The sequence below is a fragment of the Flavobacterium amylolyticum genome (genome assembly GCF_048284335.1).
Lineage (GTDB): Bacteria > Bacteroidota > Bacteroidia > Flavobacteriales > Flavobacteriaceae > Flavobacterium.
This window is the reverse complement of the sequence record NZ_JBLVPG010000002.1, coordinates 267,513-293,622: the sequence shown is the minus strand read 5'-3', so window position 1 is coordinate 293,622 and position 26,110 is coordinate 267,513. Positions and strand designations below refer to the sequence as shown.

Below are 26,110 nucleotides of genomic sequence, written 5' to 3'. Positions count from 1 at the left end.
ATTATATAGAATATAAATAGAAAAGAAAAAAACATATAAAATATCTCGTCAGTAGTTGTGTAATGCACAACGGTCAGTCTTTGAAATTGAAATGGTTTAAGACGACGAACTATGTGCTATTTTTGAAAATTATAAAATGATTTAGATTAATTATCCCAATCAGATGTACTATTATTAAAGCCTGTTTCGTTTAGCTTATTAAAAAGCAATTTAGAAAACCTAATACGTTAACTAGTATTGGTACCTTCTGTTATAAAAAACTAGCAGGTATACCAAATAAACTATCTTAAATATAAAATAATTTGATTTTAAAAATAGAAAATTAATAATATCAAATTATCTACTATATTAAATATTTACTGGTTGATATTAAAAAAAACATCCAAGTAGCGCTAAAATTGACTACTGATATTAGCCCCTTGGATGCAATTATCTGAACTAATACATTTAATCAGAAGATCAAACCTCTTTTAACTTAGAGCTCTAAATGCTTAACCAATAAAAAATAGTATCTTTAAGATATGAAAAAGCATCACACTATAATTATTGCAGGAGCAGGAGGAATTGCAGAAGCTGTTGGTTTGTTATTGATGGAATGGAGCGAAGTAACACCTACTCTTTTTATTGGTGACAGAACCCATTCAAAAGCAAAAAAAGTAGCACAGTGGATTCAAGAAGGAACAACAAAATCCGAATTTGTTCAGGACTTTCATCTTGCTGAAAAGGGCTTAACAGATGATATGAAAAGAATCTTACTTCAAGGAGATATTATTTTAGACTGCCTACCGGGTAGTCAAGCAACGAGAATCGCCCAGTTTGCAAAGGATTATAAGTTACATTATGCTAACCTCACAGAATATGTTGCAGAAACTGAAGAAATAATAGCTTTAGCAAAAGATGCTCAAACTGGTTTTCTACTTCAAACTGGTTTAGCTCCCGGTTATATTGATTTACTTGCCAATGGGCTTTTTCAACAGTTTTGTAAGGATTATGAAGTAGATAAAACAGACAAACTAGAGTTTAAAGTTGGAGCTCTAACCAATCATGCAGTTGCCCCTCATTATTATGGTTTTACATGGAGTCCGGTGGGTGTTGCTACTGAGTACATAAAAGATACTGTTGTACTTCGGGATTTTAAAAAAACTAACCTACCAGCATTATCCGAAAGAGCAACTATTATTATTGATGGAATCACTTATGAGGAAGACCTTACCTCTGGAGGTGCTGCTGATTTACCAGATGCATTATCAGAAAAAGTACGCTCGCTCGATTATAAGACCTTACGTCATCCAGGACATTATGGTTGGATACAGGAACAACTTATTGATTTAGAAAATGCTCCAGACGCAATTAAAGGATTGCAAGAAAAAATGGAAGCATTAGTGCCTCATGTTGAAGATGATCAAATCGTTTTGTATGCAGCAGTAGAAGGTATGGACGCATCTGGAATTTTGCGCAGACGAGAAATGGCTAAACTTATACATCCTCAAAAAGTAGGGAAACATCAATTGAGAGCCATTCAAACAACCACGGCAGCGCCCTTGGCTCAAGCAGCCCAATTATTACTAGAAAACCCTCATCACGGAGTTGTCCTGCAAAGCCAAATCGATCCAATACAATTTTTGAATGGAAATTATATAATACGTGTTTACGGACAATTATAAAACAAACCACAATTACGTATAATATGACGGCAAATTTTCTACAAAATTTAGTAATTAATGGACTTCTTTAATGAGGTTGTAACATTTTAGTTTATTAAATGATCTGTGAGATCACGATTAAAATAATTGCTATCAGAGCCAAAAAAAGACCTGTAAAATTCATTTTGGTTAGTTTTTCTTTAAAAACAAAGATGCCAACAAGGCTACCTATTATAATGACTCCCATATTCATCCCAGCAAAAACTGTTGAAGGATTTTCTGCGAAGACTTTATGTGCTTTTAAATAGAAAAGAATATTTCCAAAATTAAAAATACCCACTAAACCTCCAAAAATAATATTCTTTAAATTAAACGGTATTTTAATCACAATCACCTCATAAACGACAGCACCAATCATAATAAGCAGAGCTATTGCAAAAACTATAACTAATGATGTTGTATAGGGCAGAGTTGTATACAATGCAATTTGTTTAAAAAGAATGTCTATAATTCCAAATCCTAGCAAAACTACTGCTGGATAAATCCACTTATTATTCGTGTTTTGGGAAGGCTTAGCAAGAATAAGCAACAATGCAGGAAATCCTACCAAAAGTGCAGTGATTTTTAATATATTGAAATCTTCCTTGAAGAGCAGCCAAGTAGCCATAATGGGGATAAACAAAGAAAGTCTTTGTGCTGCATCTGTTTTAACGATACCTACTTGTTTTATCGAAGCTGCCAAAAAAAGAAAAACAGTCGGTAACAAGATTCCGATCGAGACATAAATGCTCCATGGTGCCGAATTTCCTATATTATTAAGAGCTGGACTAAAGGACAAATAACAAAGAATTAAAGCAAATACATAATTCCAAGCAACGATTTGAATAGCGCTAATTGCGTATCCGCGAGCCACTTTAAATAACGCTCCTACGGTAACACTGCAAATAACACTTAAAACCAGAAATAACATAATGAATTTTTAGCCTTCAAAATTACCATTTATTTTCTTTTCTATTACTCTTTTATAAAGTTAAAGAAAGCATCAATTCAAAAAAAAGTATTAATAAGGTTTAAGCGGTGACAAACGAAAATAAAAACAGTCAAAAATTATAAAATCTTAAATCCTTCCTTGTTCTTTTAGTTTCCAATAGCGCAATAAACCATTTACGGATATCCAGCTTGGATTAGCAAACTCATAAGTTTGGATCTCTTCCGCCTTTAATCCTTTATTCACAAACTGTTTTCTAGTGTATTCTATAAATTGTGGTACTATTATTTCAGGTGGAGTTTGATTATCATAAAATGGTTTTATGAAATTTGCCCATTCATCGAGAACTAATTCTAGTTCTGACAATAATTCATCGGGATTTGTTTGTAAATCAAAATGAGTTAAATACAAGGCTTTTGGCTTTAAATCTTTAAGTTTTTTTAGGGATTCTTTCCATAATTCAATATTAATATCAGGTGGCGGACAAGGTGGTACTACTGGACCCTCTCCTATTTTTACACCAGCCACATCCCCTGTAAATATCGCGTCACCAATTTGGTAGGCATTATGATGTACGGCATGTCCCGGAGTATACCATACTCTTATTCGTACATCTCCAAAGTCTACACTATCTCCATCAGTTACCCCGATCAATTGTTGTTCAGGTATGGATTCCATCTTTCCCCAAAGAAGCTCCATCGCATCTGTGTATATCATCTTGGCTGAATTCCATAATTTCTCGGGATTGGCCAGATGCGGAATTCCAATTGGATGTACGTATATTTTAGCTCCATTTCGTGCAAACTTCCATGCAGCTCCCGCATGATCAAAATGGATGTGGGTCAGAAATACATGTTGAATATCTATAATCTGGTATCCTATTTTCTGAATCCCTTTTTCAAGATATTCCCAAGTAGATTCTGGTCCGGTTTCGATAAGTATCGGACCTTTTTCGGTTTCAATTAAAAAAGCGCCTATGGAGTGTTTTTCAGATTGAAAGTGTAAATCAATAGTATGAATTTTATACATAACTAGTTTTATTTATGATCTTACAAGATCGTTTATATTTAATTTAAATTCGTCTTCACTCCGTATAGAATTTTTCAGAAGTCAGACGAATTTTATAAACTGTATAAATCTTCCATTGACTTTTAATAATTATAAGTTAGAAAATGTACGTTTGGTAAAAAATACTACCATCTAATAAATTATTTAAAACTGAGTTCTGAGTGTTTGAAATATACCTCCGATAAACAAGTACTTAAAAATATACTTACTTTATTTCGTTTTTAAATAGAATTTTAATCACTCTTAAGCCATCCAGTAATGCTCATTCTAGTATTTTGGGTCACTAAAACTTCATGAACCAATTCATCACTTTTAAAAAAAACTGTTTTACCCTGAGTAGGAGCAATTTTTTGATTGTTGTCAGCTTGATGTATCAGCAATTCGCCACCGTCACTTTCTTGCCAATTACTATTTAAGTAACTAATCATCGAATATTTTCGACTGGGATTATTCTTAAATTGATCCAAATGCTTCAGATAAAAATCCCCTGCTTCATACAACGAATAATGAAACTCATAGCCCGTTATTCCTGCATAACAGCTTTGATTTAAATAAACAATAAAGGCTTCTATTTGAGTAAAGAATTCATTTTCGAATGCGTTATTGTGTTTTTTGTCAAGCCAATAAATGGAATCGCTTCGTATCGCACCATCATAAGAAACCTTTTCTGAATTCCCAATTCCTGCTTCCATCAATAGGCTTTTCTGATTCAAAGCAAGTAAGTTTTGCTTTAGATTATTGGCTAAATGGGTACTCAAAAAATCTTCGGATATCCCTACTTTATTCTCAATATAAGTAGCAATCAAGGCCTCGAAACTATTTTCCATATTTGTTTTAATTGACTGTATTTACTGCCATTGGGACAAGGTAGACTAATAAAACCCGTTAGGGACTCATTATGTAATAAATAAAATTATTTATTACTAATTTGTTTTTATATTGCAATAAGAGATAATAAAAAAAGGGTTTAGAAATGAATCCAAACCCTTTTTTATTAGTTATAATTTACTGATAAAACTTCCATAAATATCCTTGAACTGATAGCCTTCTGAAAAGCGATCTTTACTCAGTTTTTTGTATTCTACTAATCCCCAAAGAATAAATTCTTTCATAAAAAACTTATCTTCATTTTCCAATTGGGGCTGGTATTTTTTGATCAAAATTTCAAGCGGTACAATACTTCCCAAGATTCTTTCGTAGTCTTCATCAGAACAATCATCTAATAATTCAAAACCGCTTTCGGCAAAAAACCATTCAATAATATCCGTATAGGCGTTTTTGACGCCTTCTTTCTCTAGTTTTTCAATTTTTGGAAAATAAGCTGGGAAAAAAGTATGAATCGCATCGCCCAATAAATGCTGCGCTACTGCTGCAGCTCCCTCCTGCTCTCCTTCGTAAACCAACTCTACTTTTCCCGTAATAGCAGGAATAATTCCCATAAAATCAGACAGACGTAACGTAGTTTTTTCACTTCCAGATTTCAATGCTCTTCTTTCGGCAGTACTTAATAGATTTTCTAAAGCCGTAATACTTAATCGAGCACTTACGCCACTTTTATTATCAATGTATTCACTTTCCCTTGCTTCAAAACTAATTTGTTCTAACAAATCCCTAGCTAATGAAGGCACATAAACCATCTCATTTTGCGTTGCATCCAGTTTTGCTTCTTGTTCAGTAATGGTTCTTGCAATTTTAATACTTTCAGGATAATGCGTCAAGATTTGAGAACCAATTCTATCCTTTAAGGGTGTCACAATACTTCCACGATTCGTATAATCCTCCGGGTTTGCCGTAAAAACAAACTGCATATCGAGTGGCATACGCAACTTAAAACCCCGAATTTGAATATCACCTTCTTGTAGAATATTAAACAATGCTACTTGGATTCTTGCCTGTAAATCGGGCAATTCATTAATGACAAAAATACAGCGGTTTGCTCGCGGAATCATACCAAAATGGATCACACGGTCATCTGCATAGGACAATTTTAAATTAGCGGCTTTTATCGGATCCACATCCCCAATTAAATCTGCAACAGTTACATCTGGAGTAGCTAATTTCTCAAAAAAACGATCGCTTCGGTGCAACCATGAGATAGGAGTTTCATCTCCTTTGGCTTCTATTATGTCTTTAGCAAAACGAGAAATAGGCTGCAAAGGATCATCATTAATTTCTGACCCTGTCACAAACGGAATGTATTCGTCTAGTAATTCAATCATTTTACGAGCCAATCGTGTTTTCGCTTGACCTCGAAGTCCTAATAAATTAATATTATGTCGCGATAAAATGGCTCTTTCCAATTCTGGAATTACAGTATTTTCAAAACCATGAACGCCTTCAAAAGTCGGTTTTCCAGATTTTATTTTTTCTCTTAAGTTGAAACGCAACTCCTCTTTGATGCTTTTGCTTTCGTAACCTGATTTTTTTAATTCTCCGAGTGTATTTATATTTTCTATTTTCATATTATTTTTGAAAGTGTTCATGTTATTACTTTTCCATTTGTTCTTGACTGCGCTCTAACTGACAATTGACGACTACTTTATTCTCTTTTTGCGATTGGTTTCATAATCTTCAAAAATCATTTCACCAAGTCCTTTTAAACCAGTGTAAAAAGCTTTCCCTTGATTGGCTTCGGTGAAACGATTGACAAATTGCTGTAAATAAGGATCATTCGCAATCATAAAAGTAGTTATCGGAATATGTAATTTTCGAGCTTGTTGTGCCTGATTGTAACATTTGTCAACAATATATTCATCGAGTCCATTGCTGTTCATATAATAAGAACCGTCTTTTTCGCGAACACAACTAGGTTTTCCATCGGTAATCATGAAAATTTGCTTATTGGTATTTCGTTTTCTACGGAGTAAATCCATAGCAAGTTGTAAACCCGCCACCGTATTGGTGTGAAACGGCCCGACTTTTAAATAAGGTAGATCACGGATTGCAATCGTCCAGGCATCATTCCCAAAAACAAGAATGTCTAAGGTGTCTTTTGGATAACGAGTCGTAATTAACTCAGCAAGAGCCATCGCAACTTTTTTGGCGGGCGTAATTCTATCTTCACCATACAAAATCATGCTGTGACTGATATCAATCATCAGAACCGTACTCATCTGTGATTTGTACTGTGTTTCTTCAACAACCAGATCATTTTCGGTCAACATAAAATCTGCTACACCATTATTTATTTGGGCATTGCGCAAACTCTCGGTCAAAGAAATGCGCTCCAATCCATCACCAAAATGAAATTCTCGAAATTCACCAGTGTGTTCGTCTCCGTTTCCGGAATGTTTCGTTTTATGATTTCCGCTTCCTGAACGCTTTAAGTTACCAAAAATATTGTCTAAAGCCTGTTGTCGGATGGCACGTTCTGTTTTTGCAGTAATCCCAATTCCTGAAGTCCCATCTTCTTTGAGTTCATCTCTAATGTAGCCTTTTTTCTTTAAATCTTCAATAAAATCATCGATGCTGTAGTGTTCATCGGTGAGTTTATATTCTTTGTCCAATTCCCGTAACCAATCGATAGCCTCATCAAAATCTCCAGAAGTGTGTGTGATTAATTCTTTGAAAATACCAAAGAGCTTATCAAACGGAGACTGAAATGGCGCTTCATATTGCTTGAAATAAAAACCTTTTTTAATGTTATTTTTCATAGACTTTAAAATTACATCAATTTAAAATGTACTCTGGACAAACGTTTATTAATTTTTAGTTAAAAACACTCCTCAATAAATCAAGTCCTATTATTAACCTTAAAAACTAATTAAAGAATTTTCCATTAACATAAAACCAACTACCATTTTCAAATTTAAAAGTAGAAAGTTCATGATGAATATGTTTTTGAAGATTAGTGTCTAAAAAATAAGCTTTAAACTCTACTGTATTTTCTGTAGTATTTATAATTTCTAATTGCAACCAATGGTTATTTATTGCCCAATTTAAAATTTCTTCTTGAGTATATTTTTCCCTTTCTGTAATATGAGTTGTAGCCCATAAATAAACTGCTTTATGACTTACATAAGCTGAATATCTGGAACGCATTAAAGTTTCAGCAGTTGATGCATTTGCATCGCCTTTAATAAAAGGTTCACAACAATTGGAGAAAGTTATATCAGAACCACAATAGCATTTATTTTCAGTCATTTGAATATTGAAGAAACTTTTAAACTGAACTTGATGCCTGACCGTTGAGCCCAACTATTTTTTGCTGTAATTGATTCAGCAATACTTGATAACGACTTATTTCCATGAGGTCTTCATCTTCCTCAGCAAAATCTAATAATTCATCTAGATCAGCACTGACCGCTACTAGTTTATTATTAGCTGCATTAGCATTTTTAATCGCTATAAAGTCTATTATTTCCTGAACTGCATTTTTTAATTCAATAAATTTATCGTTTTCCATTTGTCAATATTGTAAACTATTTTTGTAAAGCCTGATCTTCGTTAAATTTTTTAGCTATTTGCTTAAGTTTTTCTTTACGAAGAATTCCAGCCTGTTTCACTTTGTCCTGAGCTTTGTGTAATTTATCGTTATGTTTCTTAATATTCCTTTCGTTATTTCTACTCATCTGTTTTCTTTAAATACCAATTAGTTATTTGATTGAAAATATACTGCAAAGTTCGGCTTAATTATTGAAATTAAAATTGTTTTAGTTTCAAATAATTTATTTCATAGGATAAAATCACGTACACAATTGGATAACAACATTCCATAATTAGATTAAAATTTCAGAAGTATAATTTTCCCATTTGATAATTGCTTTTTTTTAGTAGGTACAAAACGCTAATAAGTCTAATCTCTTCTAGCCATATGTTTATAAAAAAAATAGAGAGAACTATAATCCAAAAAATTAGTGTGCACATCTATTATTTTTTTATATATTTATTTTTTTGAACTATATTGCCCAAAAACCTACTTATTACAATACATGAAGCCTCAAAAAAAGAATACTAAATTCATTAAATGGTTCTTGGACAGACCGAAAACAACTGGTTTATTAACATTTCTCTTTTTAAGTTACATTGCTGGTTTTATTGTTTCTCAACAATACAAACTAATAAAAGAAGACGAACAACGGGAAATGAATAGTATCCTTAATGTTGTCAATCAAAACATTGAACAATCACTAAAGAATTGTTACACCACCACATTAACCCTAGCCCTAACTATTAATGATAAAGGTATTCCTGAAAATTTTGATTACGTTAGTCAAAAACTAATAGAATCAAATACCAATATTAGCGCTGTGCAATTGGTTCCTCAAGGGATAATTAAGTATATATATCCATTGGCGGGTAATGAAGCAGCTTTAAATTTAAATATTCTAACAACGCCTAGTCTTAAAAAAGAAGCCTTAAAATCAATTACTAACCAGAAAATGTATTTCGCAGGACCCTTGAAGTTAAAACAAGGCGGGGTAGGAATTGTAGGTAGGTTTCCTATTTTTAGAAATAATCGTTTTTGGGGATTTTCTGCTGTAATTATTAAATTAGATGCTTTTTTAAAAGCTTCGGGAATAGAAAACGTAGATGATTCAAAATATTATTTTCAGTTTTCAAAATACAATATTGAGGACCAAAAAGAAATTTTTTATTTACCAAATAAAAGAGATTTTTCAAAAAACTACAATATCTCTACCACTATTCCAGATGGAGACTGGAAATTATACCTGATATCAAAACATCAAAATTATCTTTATTTACAAATTTTAATTCCTGGAATTATTGGAATTATTCTGGCTGCACTTTTTGGCGTTTTAATATTTACACTACTAAAAATACCCAAGGAATTACAATCATTAGTTAATATCCAAGCCACTAAACTATTAAATTCAGAAATAAAATTTGAAGCTATTTTTGATCAGGCAGCAGTAGGAATTGCTCATATCGATTCATTTACTGGTAATTTTATTGAAATTAACAACCAATATTGCCAGTTACTGGGGTACACACAACAAGAAATGAAAGAGAGAAATTTTCAGTCCGTAACGCACCCGGAAGATTTGAAAAAAGATCTATTGAATCTTGAAAAACTCAGAGATGGAAAAATCAGAGAGTATTCTATAGAGAAACGATGCTATACTAAATCAGGAGATATTGTTTGGGTAAATCTAACGGTCTCGCCCTTATTAAAAAAGGACAAAAAAGTCACTACACACATCTCAATTGTTGAAGATATATCTGCTAAAAAAGCAGCAGAGAAATTAATTAAAAAAAGTGAAATTCGATTTAAAAGTTTATTTGAAGATTCTCCGATACCTTTGTGGGAAGAAGATTTCTCTAAAGTAAAAAGTTATCTTCAAAAATTAAATCTTCTTAATGAAAGTCCCGAAACAGTTTCGCTTTATTTAAAAATGCATCCTGATGTCATTCATAAATGTGTTTCTTTAGTAAAAATTATTAATGTAAATAAGATGTGTTTAAACCTACATAAGGTTAAAACAAAAAAAGAATTAATTCTAGGGCTTTCACAAATCATCGATAATGATTCAATTTCTGATTTTACCAAACAATTGATTGCTATAACACAAGGAGAAAAACAATTAATTATTGACACTAAAATAAAAAATACTGCAAGTGAATATCGTAATGTAAACTTAAGATGGAATGTAATTCGTGGTTATGAGAAAACATTAGAACGAATCATAGTCTCTACCGAAGATATTACAGATAGAAAATCATCAGAAAAAACAATTCTTAATTCGCAAAGAAGAATTGAATCATTAATAAATACAATTGATGGAATTGTTTGGGAATGTGATGCATCCAGTTTTTCTTTTAATTTTATTAGCCAAAAAGTAGAAAACATATTAGGGTATACTCCAGAGGAATGGTTAGGAAACTCTTCTTTCTGGCGTGACCACATTTATTCAGAAGACAAGGAATGGGTTCAGAATTATTGTAAAGTAAAAACAAATGAAAGTTTAGACCATGATTTTGAATATAGAATGGTGGCTAAAAATGGGTCCATTGTTTGGTTAAGAGATATTGTAAATGTAGTTTTGGAAAATGGTAAAGTCACGAGTTTACGTGGTATTATGATTGATATTACTAAAGCAAAAGAAGCCGAAAAAGATTTAAATACATCCTTTAATCTCGTTACTGAACAAAATAAAAGACTGCTGAATTTTTCCTATATCGTTTCACATAATTTAAGATCACATACGAGCAATATTGCTTCTATTGTTGCTTTGATTGAATCCTCTGAATCTGAAGAAGAAAGAGAACAAATGATGGAACTTTTAAAAACTGTTTCTAGTTCGCTAAACGAAACGATGCTTCATTTGAACGAAGTCATTAACATACGAACAAACATCGGCTTGGTATCAGAGCCTTTGAACTTAGAACGATATATTACAACCGTTAAAAATGTCCTTACGGAACAAATTGTATCCCATGAAGTTACAATTTTTACAGAAATACCTGATGAAACAATGATTAATTATAATCCTGCTTACCTCGAAAGTATCCTTTATAATATTATTTCAAATTCTATTCGCTACAGGCATCCTGCTCGAAAACCTATTATAAAAATTAATTTGGCTATAGAAAACGAGATGAAAGTCCTTCAAATTTCTGATAATGGTATAGGAATTGATCTGGTTAGAAATGCTGACAAAATTTTCGGAATGTACAAGACATTTACAAATAATTCTGACTCAAAAGGAATAGGATTATTTATTACAAAAAATCAAATTGATGCAATGGGAGGTACTATTACCGTGGAAAGCGAACCCAATATAGGAACTACTTTTAAAATCTATATTCAATGATAAAAAAAGCAATCTGGATAGTAGACGATGATGCTATTTACCAAATAATCGTAAATAAAATAATTCATAAATCCGAAATGTTCTCTGCTATTTCCTCTTTCAAGAATGGAAAAGAGGCACTTGATGCCTTAGAAAACAACACAACCCTTCCCGATATAATATTATTAGATATTAACATGCCCGTTATGGACGGTTGGGAATTTATGGAAGCAATGGGATTGTTAAAACCTCAATTTGATAAAGAAATTATTGTATATATTGTTAGTTCATCAATTGCCATTGAAGATAAAAACAGATCCAAATCTTATGAAAATATTTTAGGCTATTTATCAAAACCAGTTACAGTAAACGATTTATTATTAATTGCTTCAAATGATTAAAAGAGTTTAAAAATTATTGCTTGAGTAATATTAAATGATTTCTTTTTTTATTTCTTCTAAAGTTTTATTGGTATAAATAAGTGCATTGATGATTTTTCGTCTCAGAAGCTCAATATCGTCACTCTCAAAATATTTAGCCCATGACGTCAAGTTTAATATGTTTCGAGCTTGCTTAATCCTTTTTGTAGTTTCGCTACTCGTTCTTAATAGTGCTTTTTTATCATACCTTGGAGTATCTCTATGTTGATAATTGATTGTGTTGTTTAGGAAATTAACTTCTAAATAATACAGTTCCTCCAAAGCATTATCCGGGTAGAAACTATCCCAAGAGGCAAAACCCAATTTAATTTTAGACCTCGTTTCAGGTTCTAAAGGCTCTAAACGCCATTTGCTATTGGCTAAGCGGCCCCAATGATTCGACAAACGAAACATTCCTATTTTAGTATAATAATATTTACTACCCGATTTACTGTCATATTGTATTTTTAATTTATTTATGGCTTCAATAGATACCTCATTAAATACACAGAAAGTGTTTTTAAAGGAATTTGGGTTTGGTCGAAAAATATTTTCCATAACACAAAGGTAATCAGAAAGCCCAAATCGTAGCAAGAGAAATTATATTTGATTAACTTTGCACGGTAGAATTATTTTAAATAAATTGATTATGACTAAAGCTTCCGAAGAAAGAATGTTACAAAAAGGTGTTTTCACCGGAGTTATGGAAAAAGACGAAAACAACAACTTTTTCTGTGGCGAATATCTTTTAGATTATAAAATGGCTCAAAAACATAATGTTGGAGATTGGATAACTATAAAATCAATCATAGAAAATCCCAGTGATATAAGCTATAATAAATACCAAAAAAAGTCAAAAAACTTTGATAAAGCAAATAACAAACCGCAGCAATAAAACTATTTAATGTTTTATATTTTAAAGAATTCTTTATAAAAATACTTTTTTCTTAAAATTTTTGGGTCATAATCCAAAAAAATAAAAAAAAGTGTACCTTTGCAAAAAATTTGTCGATTTTGAAATCAAATTATATCGATTCTATAATAAAAGACAAGTAGTTACCATATTTATGAAAAAAATAGTTGAATACCGCAAACTGCTAAATGTAGATAAAACTGCAGAGCTGAAAGATTTAAAAACGATTTATCGTAATGCTATGAAAGAAGCGCATCCTGACAAATTTCAGGGAGATGAAGATGGATTAAAGGCTGCAGAAGAAAACAGTAAAAAAATTATTGAAGCATATCATTTTTTGGTCAGCATCAATCCTGAAACTTTAAAACAAAACTTACCAGAATATACTGAAACAATTGCAACAGCTACAATTTCAGATTACAAATTTGTGGAAGGCAGATTAATTATCAATTTTTCAAATGGTAGCGTTTACGAATACATTAGTGTTCCTAAAGCAACATATGTAAAAATGGTCAACGCTGATTCTCCTGGAAGATTTGCTAAAAGACACATTCTCAATTCATTTACTTGGAGAAAAACGATCAATCAAGATTAATTTCTTATCATTAAATATACTCAAGCATCCCTTACACGGATGCTTTTTTTATTTCAACCCATTCATATAAGAATTCAAATAATGAAATTGATTTTAGGAAAATATATTATTAACAAATTCAAACAAAACCTACAATCCAATATAATTCTTTACTGTATTCCTAGATAGCCATAATTAAGTCCTTATAAGTAACTTACTTTTTACAGTACAATAGAATTTAAATACTTTTCTACTTTTTACTCATGTCCGTTATTATGTCTGTCATACTTCGTATTGGCTCTAACACTATGTAAAAACTAGTAGTTCAAATAATCAATTTATCTCTAAAATGGTGCTAAATTTGAATTGGAAATTGGTAGGCAGTTTACTCCAGAACTGGTGATCAATTAACACTAGAAAGTGGAGATCCGTTTGACCGGTTATTTCACTACGCTATTATTTTTTAAGTCCTAAATATAATTCAATATTTAAATCAGTGAATAAGACAACTAATCCCAAAAGTTATATAACTGATTGCATACATAATAGAGCCAACTTTGTAAAGTGAAAACTATTTCGCATACAATACAAAAAAGATGGATTCGTTACCGCTAGAAGGAAATTGGGAAGAACAGAAAAGCAAATTAAAAGAAAAATTTGTTGCTTTAACTAATAATAAGTCTCTTTTTTCAAAAGAGAAAAAAGAAGAAATGTTAAACAAATATCAAGATAAATTAGGAAAAACAAGAGCCGAATTGCTTAAAATTTTTGAAAGCCTTTAAATAAATTAAAACTTTCAACTGATAATTTTAAACCCCTACAATACTTTAAAAATATTGTGTACTCAAAATAATTTAAGTATCTTTAATTACACTAACCAACTAGTAATAAAACAATTAAATAATATATTTTTTAAAACTATATAAAATGAAAAAAACAATTTTATCCCTTACTATAATGACATTTATAGCAGGAAGTGTACTATTAGGATGTCAGAATTCCTCAAAAAAAGAAGAAGCTGCCAAAGATAATGTGGAAGAGGCAAGAGATAATCTTGATGATGCCAAAGAAGAATTATCTGATGCTAGAGCGGCCGCAACAGAAGAGGAGTGGAAAGCATTTAAGGAAAGTACAAAGGCTACTATAACACAAAATGAAATTCGAATTGCAGAGATGAAATCCAAAATGAAAAAAACTGGCAAATCAATTGATGAGATGTATGCTAAAAAAATTGAAGAGTTAGAGCAAAGAAATAAAGACATTAAATTAAAGGTTGAAACATACAAAAATGAAACCAATAGTGATTGGCAATCTTTTAAAGAAGAATACAATCGAGACATGAATGAATTAGGTGATGCAATCAAAAACTTGACTGTAGATAACAAATAGCAAATCAAAAGGCGAGTTTTTTAACTCGCCTTTTTTTATATAATTATTTAATTATCAAATACTTAAATACGCTAATTAACCATTAAAAAAAATTACAAAGTGTGAATATTATAAATTTAACTAAAAGTATTGTAACAATCCCTTTGTGTAAGATGCAGATATTTGTAGTATAATAATTTAATAAAAAAATAAATAAAATGAAAAATTCAAAAAAAATATTATTTGCTTCTTTGGCAATAGGTTTGATGGCTTTTACACAAGTTCAAGCTCAAGACACCAGTACTAAATTTGGTATAAAAGGAGGCGTTAACTTTTCTAATTTATATACTGACGATGTGGATGATAATAATGTGTTAACAGGATTTAATATTGGTTTTTTTGCAAAATTACCTTTGGCAACAAATATTGCTATACAACCTGAAATATCCTATACAGGTAAAGGAGCTGAATTGGTATACAACAACGCTTTGGTTAGCGGAACAGCACAATTTAAATTAGATTACATAGAGGTCCCACTTTTATTAGTAGTAAATGTTTCAAAAAACTTCAATATTCATGCTGGTCCTTATGCCGCATACTTGGTTAGCGGTAAAACGACAAACAAATCCGATAGCGGTAGCTACAATTTTGAAGACAACATTAATGTTGATGATTTCAACAGGTTTGATGCTGGCCTTGCTGGGGGTATCGGTTTAGATTTAGAACCGGTTAGTTTTGGAGTACGTTATAATTATGGATTAACTAAAATAGGAAAAAATGATTCATCAAATAACTTTACTTCTCCTGATGCTAAAAATAGTGTTTTGAGTGTTTATGCTGCTTTTGGATTTTAATTTTCTTTGTTACAAGTAAAAAATAATTCCATTATTAGTATGAACATATTGCAAACCTATTTATGTTTTAAAAAAAATAGAATAAATAAAACTAATCATAAAAACTAAAATCATGAGCAATCTTCTTTACACCATCGCAGTTATCCTAGTAATTTTCTGGGCAATTGGATTCTTTGCCTATAGTGCAGGATCAATAATTCACATTCTACTTGTCATTGCTGTCATTGCAATTATATTTAGACTTATTCAAGGTAGAAAAATCTAAACAATTGATATCAAAAAAATACATTTAAATTAAATTATTAATTCATTAAAAATTAAAAACATGGGCAATCTTCTTTATACAATAGCGGTAATTTTAGTCATTTTTTGGGCAATTGGATTTTTTGCATTCAGCCTAGGATCAATTATTCATGTTCTTCTTGTCATAGCTGTAATAGCAATACTATTCAGACTGATACAAGGACGAGGTATCTAATCAAAATTTAAATAAATAAACAAATAAATAAATAATACTAAAATAAACAATTATGAAAGCAGATAAAATAATATTAGGAGTTGTAGGCGGAGTTGCTGTAGGGGCATTATTAGGAGTATTGTTTGCACCTGAAAAAGGAGACAAAACAAGAAGAAAAATTATGGATAAGAGCAATGATTACGCTGATGAATTAAAAGGTAAATTAGATACTTTATTGGGAACCATCACTCAAAAATATGAGAAAATTTGGAACGAAGGCGAAACTTTAATGGCAGATGGTAAATCAAAGTTTTATGAAACAAAAAAAGAAGGCGAAACTTTAATTGCTGAAGGAAAATCAAAGTTTTATGATGCAAAAAACGAAATTAAAAATACAAATATCTAATACGATATTAATTATTACATTTCAATAAGCCATTTATAAATTATATCATGGAAAACAACGCAACAACAATAGAAATGCTTTTTGAAAAAGCAGAAGATTACACTAGAACTACAGTAGAATTAGCGAAGTTAAATGTAGTTGATACAACTGCAGATGTAATGTCTTCTCTACTCTCTCGATTAACCGTTTCTATTGTTTTTGTAATGTTTGCCTTTCTGGCAAACATAGGCCTTTCATTATGGATTGGTGAATTGGTCGGAAAAGTATACTATGGCTTTTTTATAGTGTCTAGCTTTTATTTAATTGTAGCAATCATTCTTTATATTTTTAAAGATGAATGGATTAAGATGCCCGTCAGTAATTTCATTATTGTAAAAATGCTTAAAAAAAGTTAATATGAAAAAGATCAACCAGACACAAGTATTAAAAGAGGCTATCCAATTACTAAAATTAAAACAAGCTAATGAACTGTCCCAACTCAAAGATCAGTATCATGATACTTATGAAAGCTTAAAACCTCTAAATATAATCAAAAAGGCATTTGGGCAAATGGCAACCACCTCAGAATTTAAAGGCAATATCCTTAGTAATGTAATCGGAATATCTACAGGTTATTTGACAAAAAAAGTTTTATTAGGATCAACTCATAATCCTATAAAAAGAATACTTGGTACACTTTTGCAATTTGTAATAACAAATGTAGTTACCAAACATTCTGAAAAATTAAAAGAAAACGATTTAGAAAATAACTAATCGTATATTGATTTTTTAAATAAAAGTCGCTCAACCTTTTTTATCTTTAAACAATTTCTTTATTACCATGCAAAAAAAAGCTTGATTAATAATATGAAAGAATCTTTTAATCTAAAATTTAATTTGAAAACTAATGTTTAGAAATATAAAAAAAGAGGATTTAATAAGTACAAATAATCAACTTGTTTTTCAAAATAATGAAAAAGAAAAGCGTGCCGTCGAATTAATTCTTGCTAATAAAAAACTTGTATTTGAGATCCAAGAAAAACAAAGACATGCCTCTGAATTAATTATTGCCAATAAAGAACTTGCTTTTCAAAACTTAGAAAAAGAAAAACGTGCTGCCGAATTAATTATTGCCAATAAAGAACTTGCTTTTCAAAACATAGAAAAAGAAAAACGTGCTGCTGAATTAATTATTGCCAATAAAGAACTTGCTTTTCAAAACTTAGAAAAAGAAAAACGAGCTGCTGAATTAATTATTGCCAATAAAGAACTTGCTTTTCAAAACTTAGAAAAAGAAAAACGAGCCGCCGAATTAATTATTGCCAATAAGGAACTTGCTTTTCAAAACTTAGAAAAAGAAAAGAGAACGGTAGCGTTAATCAAAGCTAATGCTGAACTCTACATCGCTGAAAAGTATCATAAAGAATACATTAATGGTCTCAAAAAAATCATGTTTATAACCTCCCATAGAGTTCGACAACCTCTTACAAATATTCTAGGCTTATCCCTCCAACTTGACCACTGTTCCAATTCTCCAGAAGAAGTGCGACAAACAATAGATTATATAAAAGAATCGATATTAACGCTTGATACTTTCACAAAAGAACTAACCGTTTTTATTTCTGATCTTAAAGAGAAAGGTGAAAATTTAAATATAAACGATTTAAGTGAATTCTAATGGATTAAATAAAACATTCCTTATTTCAAATATTTTTCTTCCATTTTTTTGTAAATAGTACATCAATCCTTTCGATCATAAATTATTCTTGCATTAGAGTACTATTTTTTACTCAGACTTTTTTTAAATAACAGTTGCTTAACTTACTTTCTATCAATATTTCGTATTTGTTTGTTTCTAAAAACATAAATACAAACACTATTTTAACATTTTAAACAATCTAAAATGCTGATTTATAGTGATTTAATTTAAATTTTAACAATTAAAATAAGTGAATTTTACAACTTATAATTTAAATTGTGTAATACTTTTATTAGATAACAAGCTCACCTTTGGTAAACAAAATTCTTAATCCCCTAAATTAAAAAAAATGAAAGCTAAAAATTTACTATTAACATTTGTGATATTATTTATTGCATTGATTTCCAGCTGTGCAACAGATGATTTTCAAGAAACTATAGGTGTTTGTCCTGTTGTACAATCTACAAGTCCTGTGAATGGAGCGACGGGAGTTTCATTCAATCCTATAATTACAGTTACTTTTAATGAAGAGATGGATGCTGCAACTATCAATCAATCCTCTTTTACTATTATAGGAACTGGACCAGTAGCAGGTACCGTATCATATAGTGGTACTACAGCGTCATTTACACCTACGACTGCTTTATCTCCAAACACAACTTACACTGGAAGAGTTTCAACTGCCAGTAAAGATTTGATGGGAAATGCTTTACAAGAAGATTATGTATGGACATTTAAAACTGGTGTTGCACCTACTGTAACGGCAACTGATCCAATAGACGGTGCCATAGGAGTTAATTTAAATAAGATTATCACTGCTAACTTTAGTATAGCAATGGATCCCTTAACTATTAATGCTACTACTTTTACATTGAGACAAGGTACTGTGGTAATTCCAGGTATCGTTGCCTACTCTGGCACAACTGCCTCATTTACTCCAAGTATTCCAATAATTTCAGGAACTACCTACACTGCTACTATTACAACTGGTGCAAGAAACACCGCTGGTATAGCATTAGCTAATAATTTTATATGGAATTTTACTACAGTAAGTCCTGCAATTATTACAACTGCCCCAACAGCTGCAACAGGTTTGTTTTTTGGAGTTTTTGGAGGAAATGCCGGAATAACAAATCAAGGTTTGAATACGGTGATTAATGGAAGTATCGGAACAACCGCTGCATCTACATTAGTAACTGGATTTCATGATGGAAGTACTGGGGATGTTTACACAGAAACACCTTTAAATAAAGGGCTAGTAACTGGCAGAATACATACTGCACCACCAACTCCTGGTTCAGCAGCTTCTGAAGCAATAGCAACTCAAGGATTAGCTGATGCAAATGCAGCATATATTAGTATTTCCCCAGCACAAAAACCGGGAGGAACAGATCCTGGCGCAGGTGAATTAGGAAATTTAGTATTACCTCCAGGAATTTATAAATCAGCAGGTGCAACTTTTAAAATCTCATTAGGAGATTTAACTTTGGATGCCAAAGGTGATCCTAATGCAGTTTGGATTTTTCAAACAGCAGCTGGTTTAACAGTAGGAATTGCTGGACCAACAGGTGCTAAAAGTGTTAATTTAGTTAATGGAGCTCAAGCTAAAAATGTTTTTTGGTACGTAGGTAGTGCGGCTGTAATTAATGGAGCTGGTGGTGGTGTTATGACAGGAACTATCATTGCCTCTGCTGGGGTTACATTTTCAACACCAGGAAATGCAGTTCAAACCGTATTAAATGGTAGAGCAATCTCACTTGTAGCATCCGTAACTATGGTTAATACCACTATTAATGTACCTGCTAACTAAGAATTAGGTATAAGCCGGTTTCAACTAAACAATTTTATCCCGTCTATGGGCGGGATATATTTCAAATCAAACAAAATAAAAACATGGACAATATAAATAATTTAAAAAAGGAATTACGTCAATCTTGGACTCCTAATAATTTACCCATCAAAAGTCTTTTATTAGTATCATTGACGTGGCTAAGTGTTCAAACATCCCTAAAGGCACAAGAAACACTGGAAGTTAAATATGCGAAACCCTCTTGGTATTTTGGAGTTGCTGGTGGAGCTAACTTTAATTTTTACCGTGGCTCAACAAATCAGCTTAATGCTGGTTTTACACCTCCCGCCACATTTCATGATGGTGATGGTACAGGGCTTTTCGTAGCTCCACTTTTAGAATACCGCCCTGCAGATTCTAGATGGGGAGTTATGCTACAAGCGGGTTATGATAGCCGTAAAGGTACTTTTGACCAGGTAAAAACTGCTTGTGACTGTCCTGCTGATTTATCTACTGATCTTAGTTACATTACCGTGGAACCAAGTGTGCGTTTTGCTCCATTCAAATCAAATTTTTATTTATATGGTGGTCCACGCTTGGCTTTCAACCTGGACAAATCATTTACGTATCAATTAGGTATTAATCCTGCGTTTCCCAATCAAGCCCCGACTCCAGCAGTAACAGGTGAGTTTAGTGATATTGAAGAAACTATTTTATCAATGCAAATTGGTGCAGGGTATGATATTCCCCTTTCTTCAGACAGCAACAAAACACAATTTGTCTTGTCTCCTTTTGTATCTTTTCAGCCATATTTTGGTCAAAATCCACGTGCAACAGAAACTTGGAATATTACGACCATCAGAGCAGGTGTTGCCCTTAAATTTGGACAAGGACAAAATATTCAACAGGCTACAGATATGGTTAAAGACCGTGAGGTTGATTTCTCAGTAAATTCTCCTAGTAATGTTCCTGAGAAAAGCAGATTGACTGAAATTTTCCCACTTAGAAACTATATCTTCTTTAATGAAGGATCAACTGAAATACCAAACCGCTACGTTTTATTGAATAAAGATCAAGTAAAAGACTTCAAAGAAGATCAATTAGAGATAGATCCAAATAAAAATTTATCTGACCGTTCTAAACGTCAAATGACTGTGTATTATAATGTATTGAACATCCTTGGAGACCGTATGCAAAAAAATCCAGCTTCTTCAATCACTTTAGTGGGTTCATCAGAAAAAGGAAATACTGATGGCCTTGCAATGGCAGCTTCAGTTAAAACGTATTTAGTAAATGTATTTGCCATAGATCCTTCAAGAATTACTACTAAAGGTCAAACCAAACCAAACATCCCATCAGAACAACCTGGTGGAACGTTAGAGTTAGTATTGTTGCGCGAAGGTGATCGTAGAGTTTCTATTGAAAGTAATTCTCCGGATTTATTAATGGAATTTCAAAGTGGTCCTAACGCTCCATTAAAACCCGTGCAAATCATGGCTTCGCAAGAAGCACCAACTTCAAGTTATATTACCTTTAACAATAAAGGAGCAGGTGAGGCATTATCCTCTTGGTCATTGCAAATAGCGGATGAGCAAGGTAAAATTCAATCTTTTGGCCCTTACACACAAGATGAAGTTAGCATTCCAGGGAAATCCATTTTAGGCAGTCGTCCAGAAGGCGATTACACTGTAAAAATGATTGGACAAACTAAAAGTGGTAAAATTGTAGAAAAAGAAACTCCTGTTCACATGGTACTTTGGACTCCTGCAAAAATGGATGAAGGTATGAGATACAGTATAATCTATGAATTTAATACCTCTAAAGCAATTAGCATGTATGAAAAATACCTCACCGAAGTAGTAACGGCTAAAATTCCGGTTGGAGCAACGGTTATTATCAAAGGTCATACTGATATTATTGGTGAAGAAATTTACAATCAAGGTTTATCCCTTGCTCGTGCTAACAATGCAAAAAGTATTATTGAGAACGCATTAGCTAAAACTGGCAGAAAGGATGTAACATTTGATGTTTCTGGTTATGGTGAAAATGAAAACAATTCTCCTTTTGAAAATAAAACCCCAGAAGAACGTTTTTACAATCGTACCGTGATTATTGATATCATTCCAGCTAGTAAATAAAATGAACTGAAAAGCATATTGTTTATAAATGCATTAAAGGATAGAAACTTAAAAGTCTATCCTTTTTTTTTGTTCATAGATTTAAAGTATAAAATGTATTACAATTATTTAAATACATTTTATAGTACTGATTATTATAAAATAGAATCGTTATCTACTTTGTACTTTTCTATTTACATTCCAAATATTAATTTTTTGGAAAAAATTTAGTATTTTTACTAATCGCTTTAATTAAAATATGACTTCAAACGAGAACACACTAATCCAGTTTTATACCGCTTTTGCAAATGGAGATGCAACAACAATGTGTGCCTGTTATCATCCAATTATTCAGTTTCGTGATCCTGCTTTTGGATTATTAGAAGGAAATGACGTGAACCAAATGTGGAAAATGCTACTAAAAAAAAGTAAAGGGAACATCAAAATTGAATTCTCAAATATCAAAGCCGACGAATATATCGGTTCAGCTCGATGGGTAGCTACTTATAACTTTAGTAAGACTAATAGAAAAGTTATAAATATAATTCAGTCACAATTTCATTTTAAAGATGGACTAATTATTAAACATACGGATGATTTTGATATTTGGAAATGGTCCAAGCAGGCATTAGGAATGACTGGTTTTTTATTTGGATGGACTGGTTATTTTCAACATAAAATACAGCAACAAGCAATACTGTCTTTGAATGCGTTTAAAGAAACTAAACATGCTGATTTAAACATTAAAAATACACTTTAAGAGGGATTTAAATATCCTTAAATCCGAAATTGAATTATATGAAAATGAAATTGATCAATCCAAAATACAAAAAAAAATAACAAATTCAGCAAGGAATCGTTGTTTACATTTAATAGCAAATACAGATTCGTAACCTAGAACAAGGCTAAGAAATACAGGTTATAATCGAAACAGACTCCTGACTTTTTAGCGAAAATATTTCCAGAACTGAACTAACATCAAAAATTAACGAAACGATTTTTTAAAATTGAGAAGGCACTTGACACATATCGGTAGAGCAACTAAAAATAGGATTTCAAATTTTTATTAAAAAATAAAATTTCGTCCGAATTTCTGCTCGTATATTTAACTATCCTCCTTCCTTATCAAATAGGTCAAACCAATTATCACTGGCGATTGTTATAAAATTAAAACCGTTGCAATACATATTTAAAAAAAAAGAAATAAGACACAACCGTTTCAATACACTATTGTATGATACAATCTTCTAAAACATCGGTCCGGTTTCAACCCAACAGAAAATATTCTGTTTTAGAAATACTTCAATTTATTGTATTGACGTCAATAATTCTTTACTTTGGTAAAACACTATTTATTCCGTTAAGTTTTTCGTTACTCATTAGTTTTATCCTCTATCCGATTTGTAAGTGGATGGAAAAAAAAAGAATACATAAAGGAATTGCTATTTTAATTTCCATTTTAGGTGTAACACTCTTGATTGGATCCATAATTTATTTATTATTTCTACAGTTTTCTGAATTTCTTCAAGAATGGTATTTTTTAAGGGAAAAACTAACCGAAACAATAAATGAATTAAGTGTTTTTGTCTCTGAACGCTTTGATATTAGTATGAAAAAGCAAACAGATTTCATTAACAACTCACTCAATAATTCCGGTTCACAAGCTTTTTCAATATTAAAGAACACGGCCTCTTCATTATCTCAATCTGTTTTTTTTCTATTAATGATTCCTGTTTTCTCAACATTAATACTTTTCCATCGCCAAATGTTATCAAATGCCTTATATGAACTTTTCCCACCTGAAAGAAAAAATACAATTCACGAAATCCTTGTTGAAACCATCCATGCCTATTATGATTTTATCAAGGGAATGTTAGTAGTTTATTTAATAGTAGGACTTCTAAATAGTATCGGGCTATTGATTATTGGTGTACCGCATCCATTTCTATTTGGCTTTATCGCCTCAATACTTACTTTCATTCCTTATGTAGGCATCATGATATCCTCGCTGTTGCCCATTGCGGTTTCGTGGATCACGTACAATTCTATTTGGTATCCTTTCGCCGTCATTGTAGTTTTTTCTATTGTTCAGGCACTCGAAGCGTATATTATATTTCCTTATGCCGTAGGAACCCGCTTAAAAATAAATACGCTTGTTATTATTATAGTAGTAATCGTTGGAGGGATTTTATGGGGTGCTGCAGGAATGATTCTCTTTATACCGTTTGTCAGCATCGTAAAACTAATTGCGGATCGTACTCCAAGTTTAAAAACAGTATCGTTGTTATTAGGTGATGGTGAACATAAGAAATGTTCGTGACACTTATTATAAAAAAGCAAAATCAAACGTCCAATCCAACTCTTTTTTATACCATAATTGACCTTGTGAAACTTCCAGCGGACAATCAAAATTATTCGTATAAAGCGCTCCGGTTCCTAATCCTTGTGGCATAGAATTGTGTTGCAAAAAAGTCCATTGTGCAATGGCATTCAATCCAATATTACTCTCTAAAGCAGAGGTAATCCACCACCCTATTTTATACTTTTCAGCCAATGAAATCCATTCTTGTGTACCTCGAAAACCACCGATAAAACTAGGCTTTAAAATGATGTATTGTGGCTTGATTTTCTCTAATAATTGTTCCTTTTCTATCAAAGTAAACACACCAATCAATTCCTCATCCAAAGCAATTGGAAAAGGTGTGGTTTTACACAGCTCTGCCATACTGTCAGTATGATTTTTTGATATCGGCTGTTCGATACTATGTAATTTAAATTCAGATAGTTGTATTAATTTATATAAAGCTAGATTTTCATTAAAACAACCGTTAGCATCAACCCGAATTTCAACTTGTTCCGGCGTAAAATGTTCCCGAATAAACCGTAATAACTGGAGTTCTTTATCGAAATCTATCGCTCCGATTTTCAATTTAATACATCGAAAACCTTCCGCTAATTTTTCCTCGATTTGCTGTTTCATAAACGCCTCCTCACCCATCCAAACCAAGCCGTTTATCAGTATAGATTTTGTGCCATTTGTAAAGTCCGAAGGAAACAATAAAAAAGGGCTTTCACTCTCCAAAGATTGGAACGCCATTTCCACTCCAAATTGTATCGAAGGAAACTCTAATAACGCTTCCCAAAGTTGGTCTTTTCCAAGGTGAATATTATTGCAGGTCCATTGCAATTTTTCTTCATAATCAGGCCGGTCATCAATACTCAATCCGCGAAGAATTCCGCACTCTCCTATTCCTTTTTTATCCTCTTTTTCCAAGACAATAAACCAAGTTTCTTTTTCGGTCATGACGCCGCGGGAAGTTCCTGATGGGCGTTTGAAGTCGAGAATGTATTTGTGGTACGTTGCTTTCAATAAATTATGAATTATGAATTGATATAAACTCAATTACCAATTTAATACGCTTGAATTAAAACGTCTGTAGGAATGTTTAATCGCTCATGCAGTTGACGGATCATTTCCAAGGAAAGTTTTCGTTTGCGATTTAGAATTTCACTTGCTCGGCTTTTTAAACCAACAATATTGGCCAGATCATTTTGATTATACCCCATTTGTTCCATTCTGAATTTTATAGCCTCAATTGGGTCAGGCATACCAATAGGAAAATGGTCATTCTCATATTGGTCAATTAAAATTCCTAGCACTTCCAATTCGTCACCTTCAGGCGAACCATTTTTAGCATCAAAAATAAATTCAAGTCTTTCAAGAGCTTGATTATAATCATTTTGTGTTTTTATAGGTTTAATTTCCATTGTAATTAAATTTCGTTGGCATCAATTTTATCATACTCTGCATGTGTTCCAATAAACCGGATCCAAACCATTTGATAATCAAAATTTATTTTAACTATTAATCGGTAATTATTTCCTTTGATATTGAACACAAATCGATTGTCATTTAAAATACTTGCACTTGGGTATTCCTTTTTTATATCGCTGGGATTTTTCCATTCGGATTTGCTTGTTTCCTGAAACCAAGACTTTAATTGCTGTTCGCAATCAGCATGAGCTACCCAAAAATCTCTCAATATTTTTTTTGCAATTACTCTCAAAGCTTATTTATTTTA

General features: G+C 31.8%; 30 protein-coding genes. 18 read left to right on the top strand and 12 right to left on the bottom strand.

Going from position 1 to position 26,110, the window contains the following annotated elements; translation table 11 throughout:
• The first annotated feature begins 521 nt into the window (after nucleotides 1–521).
• Nucleotides 522–1,664, top strand: coding sequence for a saccharopine dehydrogenase family protein (locus ACNQF9_RS07485; RefSeq protein WP_417960151.1), 1,143 nt, complete (start codon nucleotides 522–524; stop codon nucleotides 1,662–1,664).
• A 94-nt stretch (nucleotides 1,665–1,758) separates the two neighbouring features.
• Here the strand turns inward: ACNQF9_RS07485 and ACNQF9_RS07480 are convergent, their stop codons facing one another.
• The 8 genes from ACNQF9_RS07480 to ACNQF9_RS07445 form a co-directional block, all read right to left on the bottom strand.
• Nucleotides 1,759–2,613: an EamA family transporter gene (locus ACNQF9_RS07480; RefSeq protein WP_417989954.1), complete on the bottom strand. Its 855-nt coding sequence runs from the start codon at nucleotides 2,611–2,613 to the stop codon at nucleotides 1,759–1,761.
• A gap of 147 nt (nucleotides 2,614–2,760) precedes the next feature.
• On the bottom strand, nucleotides 2,761–3,660 hold the full coding sequence (locus tag ACNQF9_RS07475; protein WP_417960153.1) for an MBL fold metallo-hydrolase: 900 nt from the start codon (nucleotides 3,658–3,660) through the stop codon (nucleotides 2,761–2,763).
• Nucleotides 3,661–3,932: 272 nt separating this feature from the next.
• The gene (locus ACNQF9_RS07470; RefSeq protein WP_417960154.1) at nucleotides 3,933–4,526 is read right to left on the bottom strand and encodes a 2OG-Fe(II) oxygenase; all 594 of its coding nucleotides are present in this window, start codon (nucleotides 4,524–4,526) and stop codon (nucleotides 3,933–3,935) included.
• A gap of 171 nt (nucleotides 4,527–4,697) precedes the next feature.
• On the bottom strand, nucleotides 4,698–6,161 hold the full coding sequence (locus ACNQF9_RS07465) for an AAA family ATPase (RefSeq protein ID WP_417960422.1): 1,464 nt from the start codon (nucleotides 6,159–6,161) through the stop codon (nucleotides 4,698–4,700).
• A gap of 72 nt (nucleotides 6,162–6,233) precedes the next feature.
• A complete protein-coding gene (locus ACNQF9_RS07460) occupies nucleotides 6,234–7,352 on the bottom strand; it encodes a vWA domain-containing protein (RefSeq protein WP_417960155.1) in 1,119 nt (372 codons plus the stop codon).
• A 106-nt stretch (nucleotides 7,353–7,458) separates the two neighbouring features.
• The gene (locus tag ACNQF9_RS07455; RefSeq protein WP_417960156.1) at nucleotides 7,459–7,842 is read right to left on the bottom strand and encodes a YchJ family protein; all 384 of its coding nucleotides are present in this window, start codon (nucleotides 7,840–7,842) and stop codon (nucleotides 7,459–7,461) included.
• A gap of 19 nt (nucleotides 7,843–7,861) precedes the next feature.
• Nucleotides 7,862–8,104, bottom strand: a complete 243-nt coding sequence (locus tag ACNQF9_RS07450; protein ID WP_417960157.1) for a hypothetical protein — start codon at nucleotides 8,102–8,104, stop codon at nucleotides 7,862–7,864.
• A 16-nt stretch (nucleotides 8,105–8,120) separates the two neighbouring features.
• Nucleotides 8,121–8,270 carry a hypothetical protein gene (locus ACNQF9_RS07445; protein ID WP_417960158.1) on the bottom strand — a complete coding sequence of 50 codons (150 nt, stop codon included), beginning with the start codon at nucleotides 8,268–8,270 and terminating at the stop codon, nucleotides 8,121–8,123.
• Nucleotides 8,271–8,630: 360 nt separating this feature from the next.
• Here ACNQF9_RS07445 and ACNQF9_RS07440 point away from each other — a divergent pair, with 360 nt between their 5' ends.
• Nucleotides 8,631–11,474 (top strand): PAS domain S-box protein, encoded by a 2,844-nt coding sequence (locus ACNQF9_RS07440; protein ID WP_417960159.1) that lies wholly within the window; start codon nucleotides 8,631–8,633, stop codon nucleotides 11,472–11,474.
• Nucleotides 11,471–11,854: a response regulator gene (locus ACNQF9_RS07435; protein ID WP_417989953.1), complete on the top strand. Its 384-nt coding sequence runs from the start codon at nucleotides 11,471–11,473 to the stop codon at nucleotides 11,852–11,854. The genes ACNQF9_RS07440 and ACNQF9_RS07435 overlap by 4 nt, the downstream gene beginning before the upstream one ends.
• Before the next feature lie 30 nt (nucleotides 11,855–11,884).
• Here ACNQF9_RS07435 and ACNQF9_RS07430 read toward each other — a convergent pair whose 3' ends face one another.
• Nucleotides 11,885–12,430 (bottom strand): hypothetical protein, encoded by a 546-nt coding sequence (locus ACNQF9_RS07430; RefSeq protein ID WP_417960161.1) that lies wholly within the window; start codon nucleotides 12,428–12,430, stop codon nucleotides 11,885–11,887.
• Nucleotides 12,431–12,521: 91 nt separating this feature from the next.
• Here ACNQF9_RS07430 and ACNQF9_RS07425 point away from each other — a divergent pair, with 91 nt between their 5' ends.
• From ACNQF9_RS07425 to ACNQF9_RS07355, 15 genes are all read left to right on the top strand, one after another.
• Nucleotides 12,522–12,767: a hypothetical protein gene (locus ACNQF9_RS07425; RefSeq protein WP_417960162.1), complete on the top strand. Its 246-nt coding sequence runs from the start codon at nucleotides 12,522–12,524 to the stop codon at nucleotides 12,765–12,767.
• A 172-nt stretch (nucleotides 12,768–12,939) separates the two neighbouring features.
• Entirely contained in the window at nucleotides 12,940–13,380 is a 441-nt protein-coding gene (locus ACNQF9_RS07420; RefSeq protein WP_417960163.1) for a KTSC domain-containing protein, read from the top strand.
• Nucleotides 13,381–13,955: 575 nt separating this feature from the next.
• Complete coding sequence (locus tag ACNQF9_RS07415; RefSeq protein WP_417960164.1) at nucleotides 13,956–14,141, top strand: CsbD family protein; 186 nt, start codon at nucleotides 13,956–13,958, stop codon at nucleotides 14,139–14,141.
• A 145-nt stretch (nucleotides 14,142–14,286) separates the two neighbouring features.
• On the top strand, nucleotides 14,287–14,748 hold the full coding sequence (locus ACNQF9_RS07410; RefSeq protein WP_417989952.1) for a sll1863 family stress response protein: 462 nt from the start codon (nucleotides 14,287–14,289) through the stop codon (nucleotides 14,746–14,748).
• Nucleotides 14,749–14,945: 197 nt separating this feature from the next.
• Nucleotides 14,946–15,581 carry a porin family protein gene (locus tag ACNQF9_RS07405; RefSeq protein ID WP_417989951.1) on the top strand — a complete coding sequence of 212 codons (636 nt, stop codon included), beginning with the start codon at nucleotides 14,946–14,948 and terminating at the stop codon, nucleotides 15,579–15,581.
• Nucleotides 15,582–15,693: 112 nt separating this feature from the next.
• Nucleotides 15,694–15,846: a lmo0937 family membrane protein gene (locus tag ACNQF9_RS07400; protein WP_417960167.1), complete on the top strand. Its 153-nt coding sequence runs from the start codon at nucleotides 15,694–15,696 to the stop codon at nucleotides 15,844–15,846.
• A gap of 60 nt (nucleotides 15,847–15,906) precedes the next feature.
• Complete coding sequence (locus ACNQF9_RS07395; RefSeq protein ID WP_113633709.1) at nucleotides 15,907–16,059, top strand: lmo0937 family membrane protein; 153 nt, start codon at nucleotides 15,907–15,909, stop codon at nucleotides 16,057–16,059.
• 52 nt (nucleotides 16,060–16,111) lie between these two features.
• Nucleotides 16,112–16,444 carry a YtxH domain-containing protein gene (locus tag ACNQF9_RS07390; protein WP_417960168.1) on the top strand — a complete coding sequence of 111 codons (333 nt, stop codon included), beginning with the start codon at nucleotides 16,112–16,114 and terminating at the stop codon, nucleotides 16,442–16,444.
• Nucleotides 16,445–16,491: 47 nt separating this feature from the next.
• Complete coding sequence (locus ACNQF9_RS07385) at nucleotides 16,492–16,839, top strand: hypothetical protein (RefSeq protein ID WP_417960169.1); 348 nt, start codon at nucleotides 16,492–16,494, stop codon at nucleotides 16,837–16,839.
• 1 nt (nucleotide 16,840) lies between these two features.
• Nucleotides 16,841–17,197 carry a hypothetical protein gene (locus ACNQF9_RS07380; RefSeq protein WP_417989950.1) on the top strand — a complete coding sequence of 119 codons (357 nt, stop codon included), beginning with the start codon at nucleotides 16,841–16,843 and terminating at the stop codon, nucleotides 17,195–17,197.
• A gap of 133 nt (nucleotides 17,198–17,330) precedes the next feature.
• Entirely contained in the window at nucleotides 17,331–18,101 is a 771-nt protein-coding gene (locus tag ACNQF9_RS07375; protein ID WP_417989949.1) for a histidine kinase, read from the top strand.
• 370 nt (nucleotides 18,102–18,471) lie between these two features.
• A complete protein-coding gene (locus ACNQF9_RS07370) occupies nucleotides 18,472–19,932 on the top strand; it encodes an ice-binding family protein (protein ID WP_417989948.1) in 1,461 nt (486 codons plus the stop codon).
• An 83-nt stretch (nucleotides 19,933–20,015) separates the two neighbouring features.
• Nucleotides 20,016–22,049, top strand: coding sequence for an OmpA family protein (locus ACNQF9_RS07365; protein WP_417960173.1), 2,034 nt, complete (start codon nucleotides 20,016–20,018; stop codon nucleotides 22,047–22,049).
• A 238-nt stretch (nucleotides 22,050–22,287) separates the two neighbouring features.
• Nucleotides 22,288–22,788, top strand: a complete 501-nt coding sequence (locus ACNQF9_RS07360) for a nuclear transport factor 2 family protein (RefSeq protein ID WP_417960174.1) — start codon at nucleotides 22,288–22,290, stop codon at nucleotides 22,786–22,788.
• A 474-nt stretch (nucleotides 22,789–23,262) separates the two neighbouring features.
• Nucleotides 23,263–24,348, top strand: a complete 1,086-nt coding sequence (locus ACNQF9_RS07355) for an AI-2E family transporter (protein ID WP_417960175.1) — start codon at nucleotides 23,263–23,265, stop codon at nucleotides 24,346–24,348.
• A 6-nt stretch (nucleotides 24,349–24,354) separates the two neighbouring features.
• Here ACNQF9_RS07355 and ACNQF9_RS07350 read toward each other — a convergent pair whose 3' ends face one another.
• Genes ACNQF9_RS07350 through ACNQF9_RS07340 form a run of 3 tightly spaced genes read right to left on the bottom strand, consistent with a single transcriptional unit; the run spans nucleotide 24,355 to nucleotide 26,095 of the window.
• Nucleotides 24,355–25,398 carry an o-succinylbenzoate synthase gene (locus ACNQF9_RS07350; protein WP_417990213.1) on the bottom strand — a complete coding sequence of 348 codons (1,044 nt, stop codon included), beginning with the start codon at nucleotides 25,396–25,398 and terminating at the stop codon, nucleotides 24,355–24,357.
• 41 nt (nucleotides 25,399–25,439) lie between these two features.
• On the bottom strand, nucleotides 25,440–25,796 hold the full coding sequence (locus tag ACNQF9_RS07345) for a helix-turn-helix domain-containing protein (RefSeq protein WP_417960176.1): 357 nt from the start codon (nucleotides 25,794–25,796) through the stop codon (nucleotides 25,440–25,442).
• 5 nt (nucleotides 25,797–25,801) lie between these two features.
• Complete coding sequence (locus tag ACNQF9_RS07340; RefSeq protein WP_417960177.1) at nucleotides 25,802–26,095, bottom strand: type II toxin-antitoxin system HigB family toxin; 294 nt, start codon at nucleotides 26,093–26,095, stop codon at nucleotides 25,802–25,804.
• Between the last annotated feature and the right edge of the window lie 15 nt (nucleotides 26,096–26,110).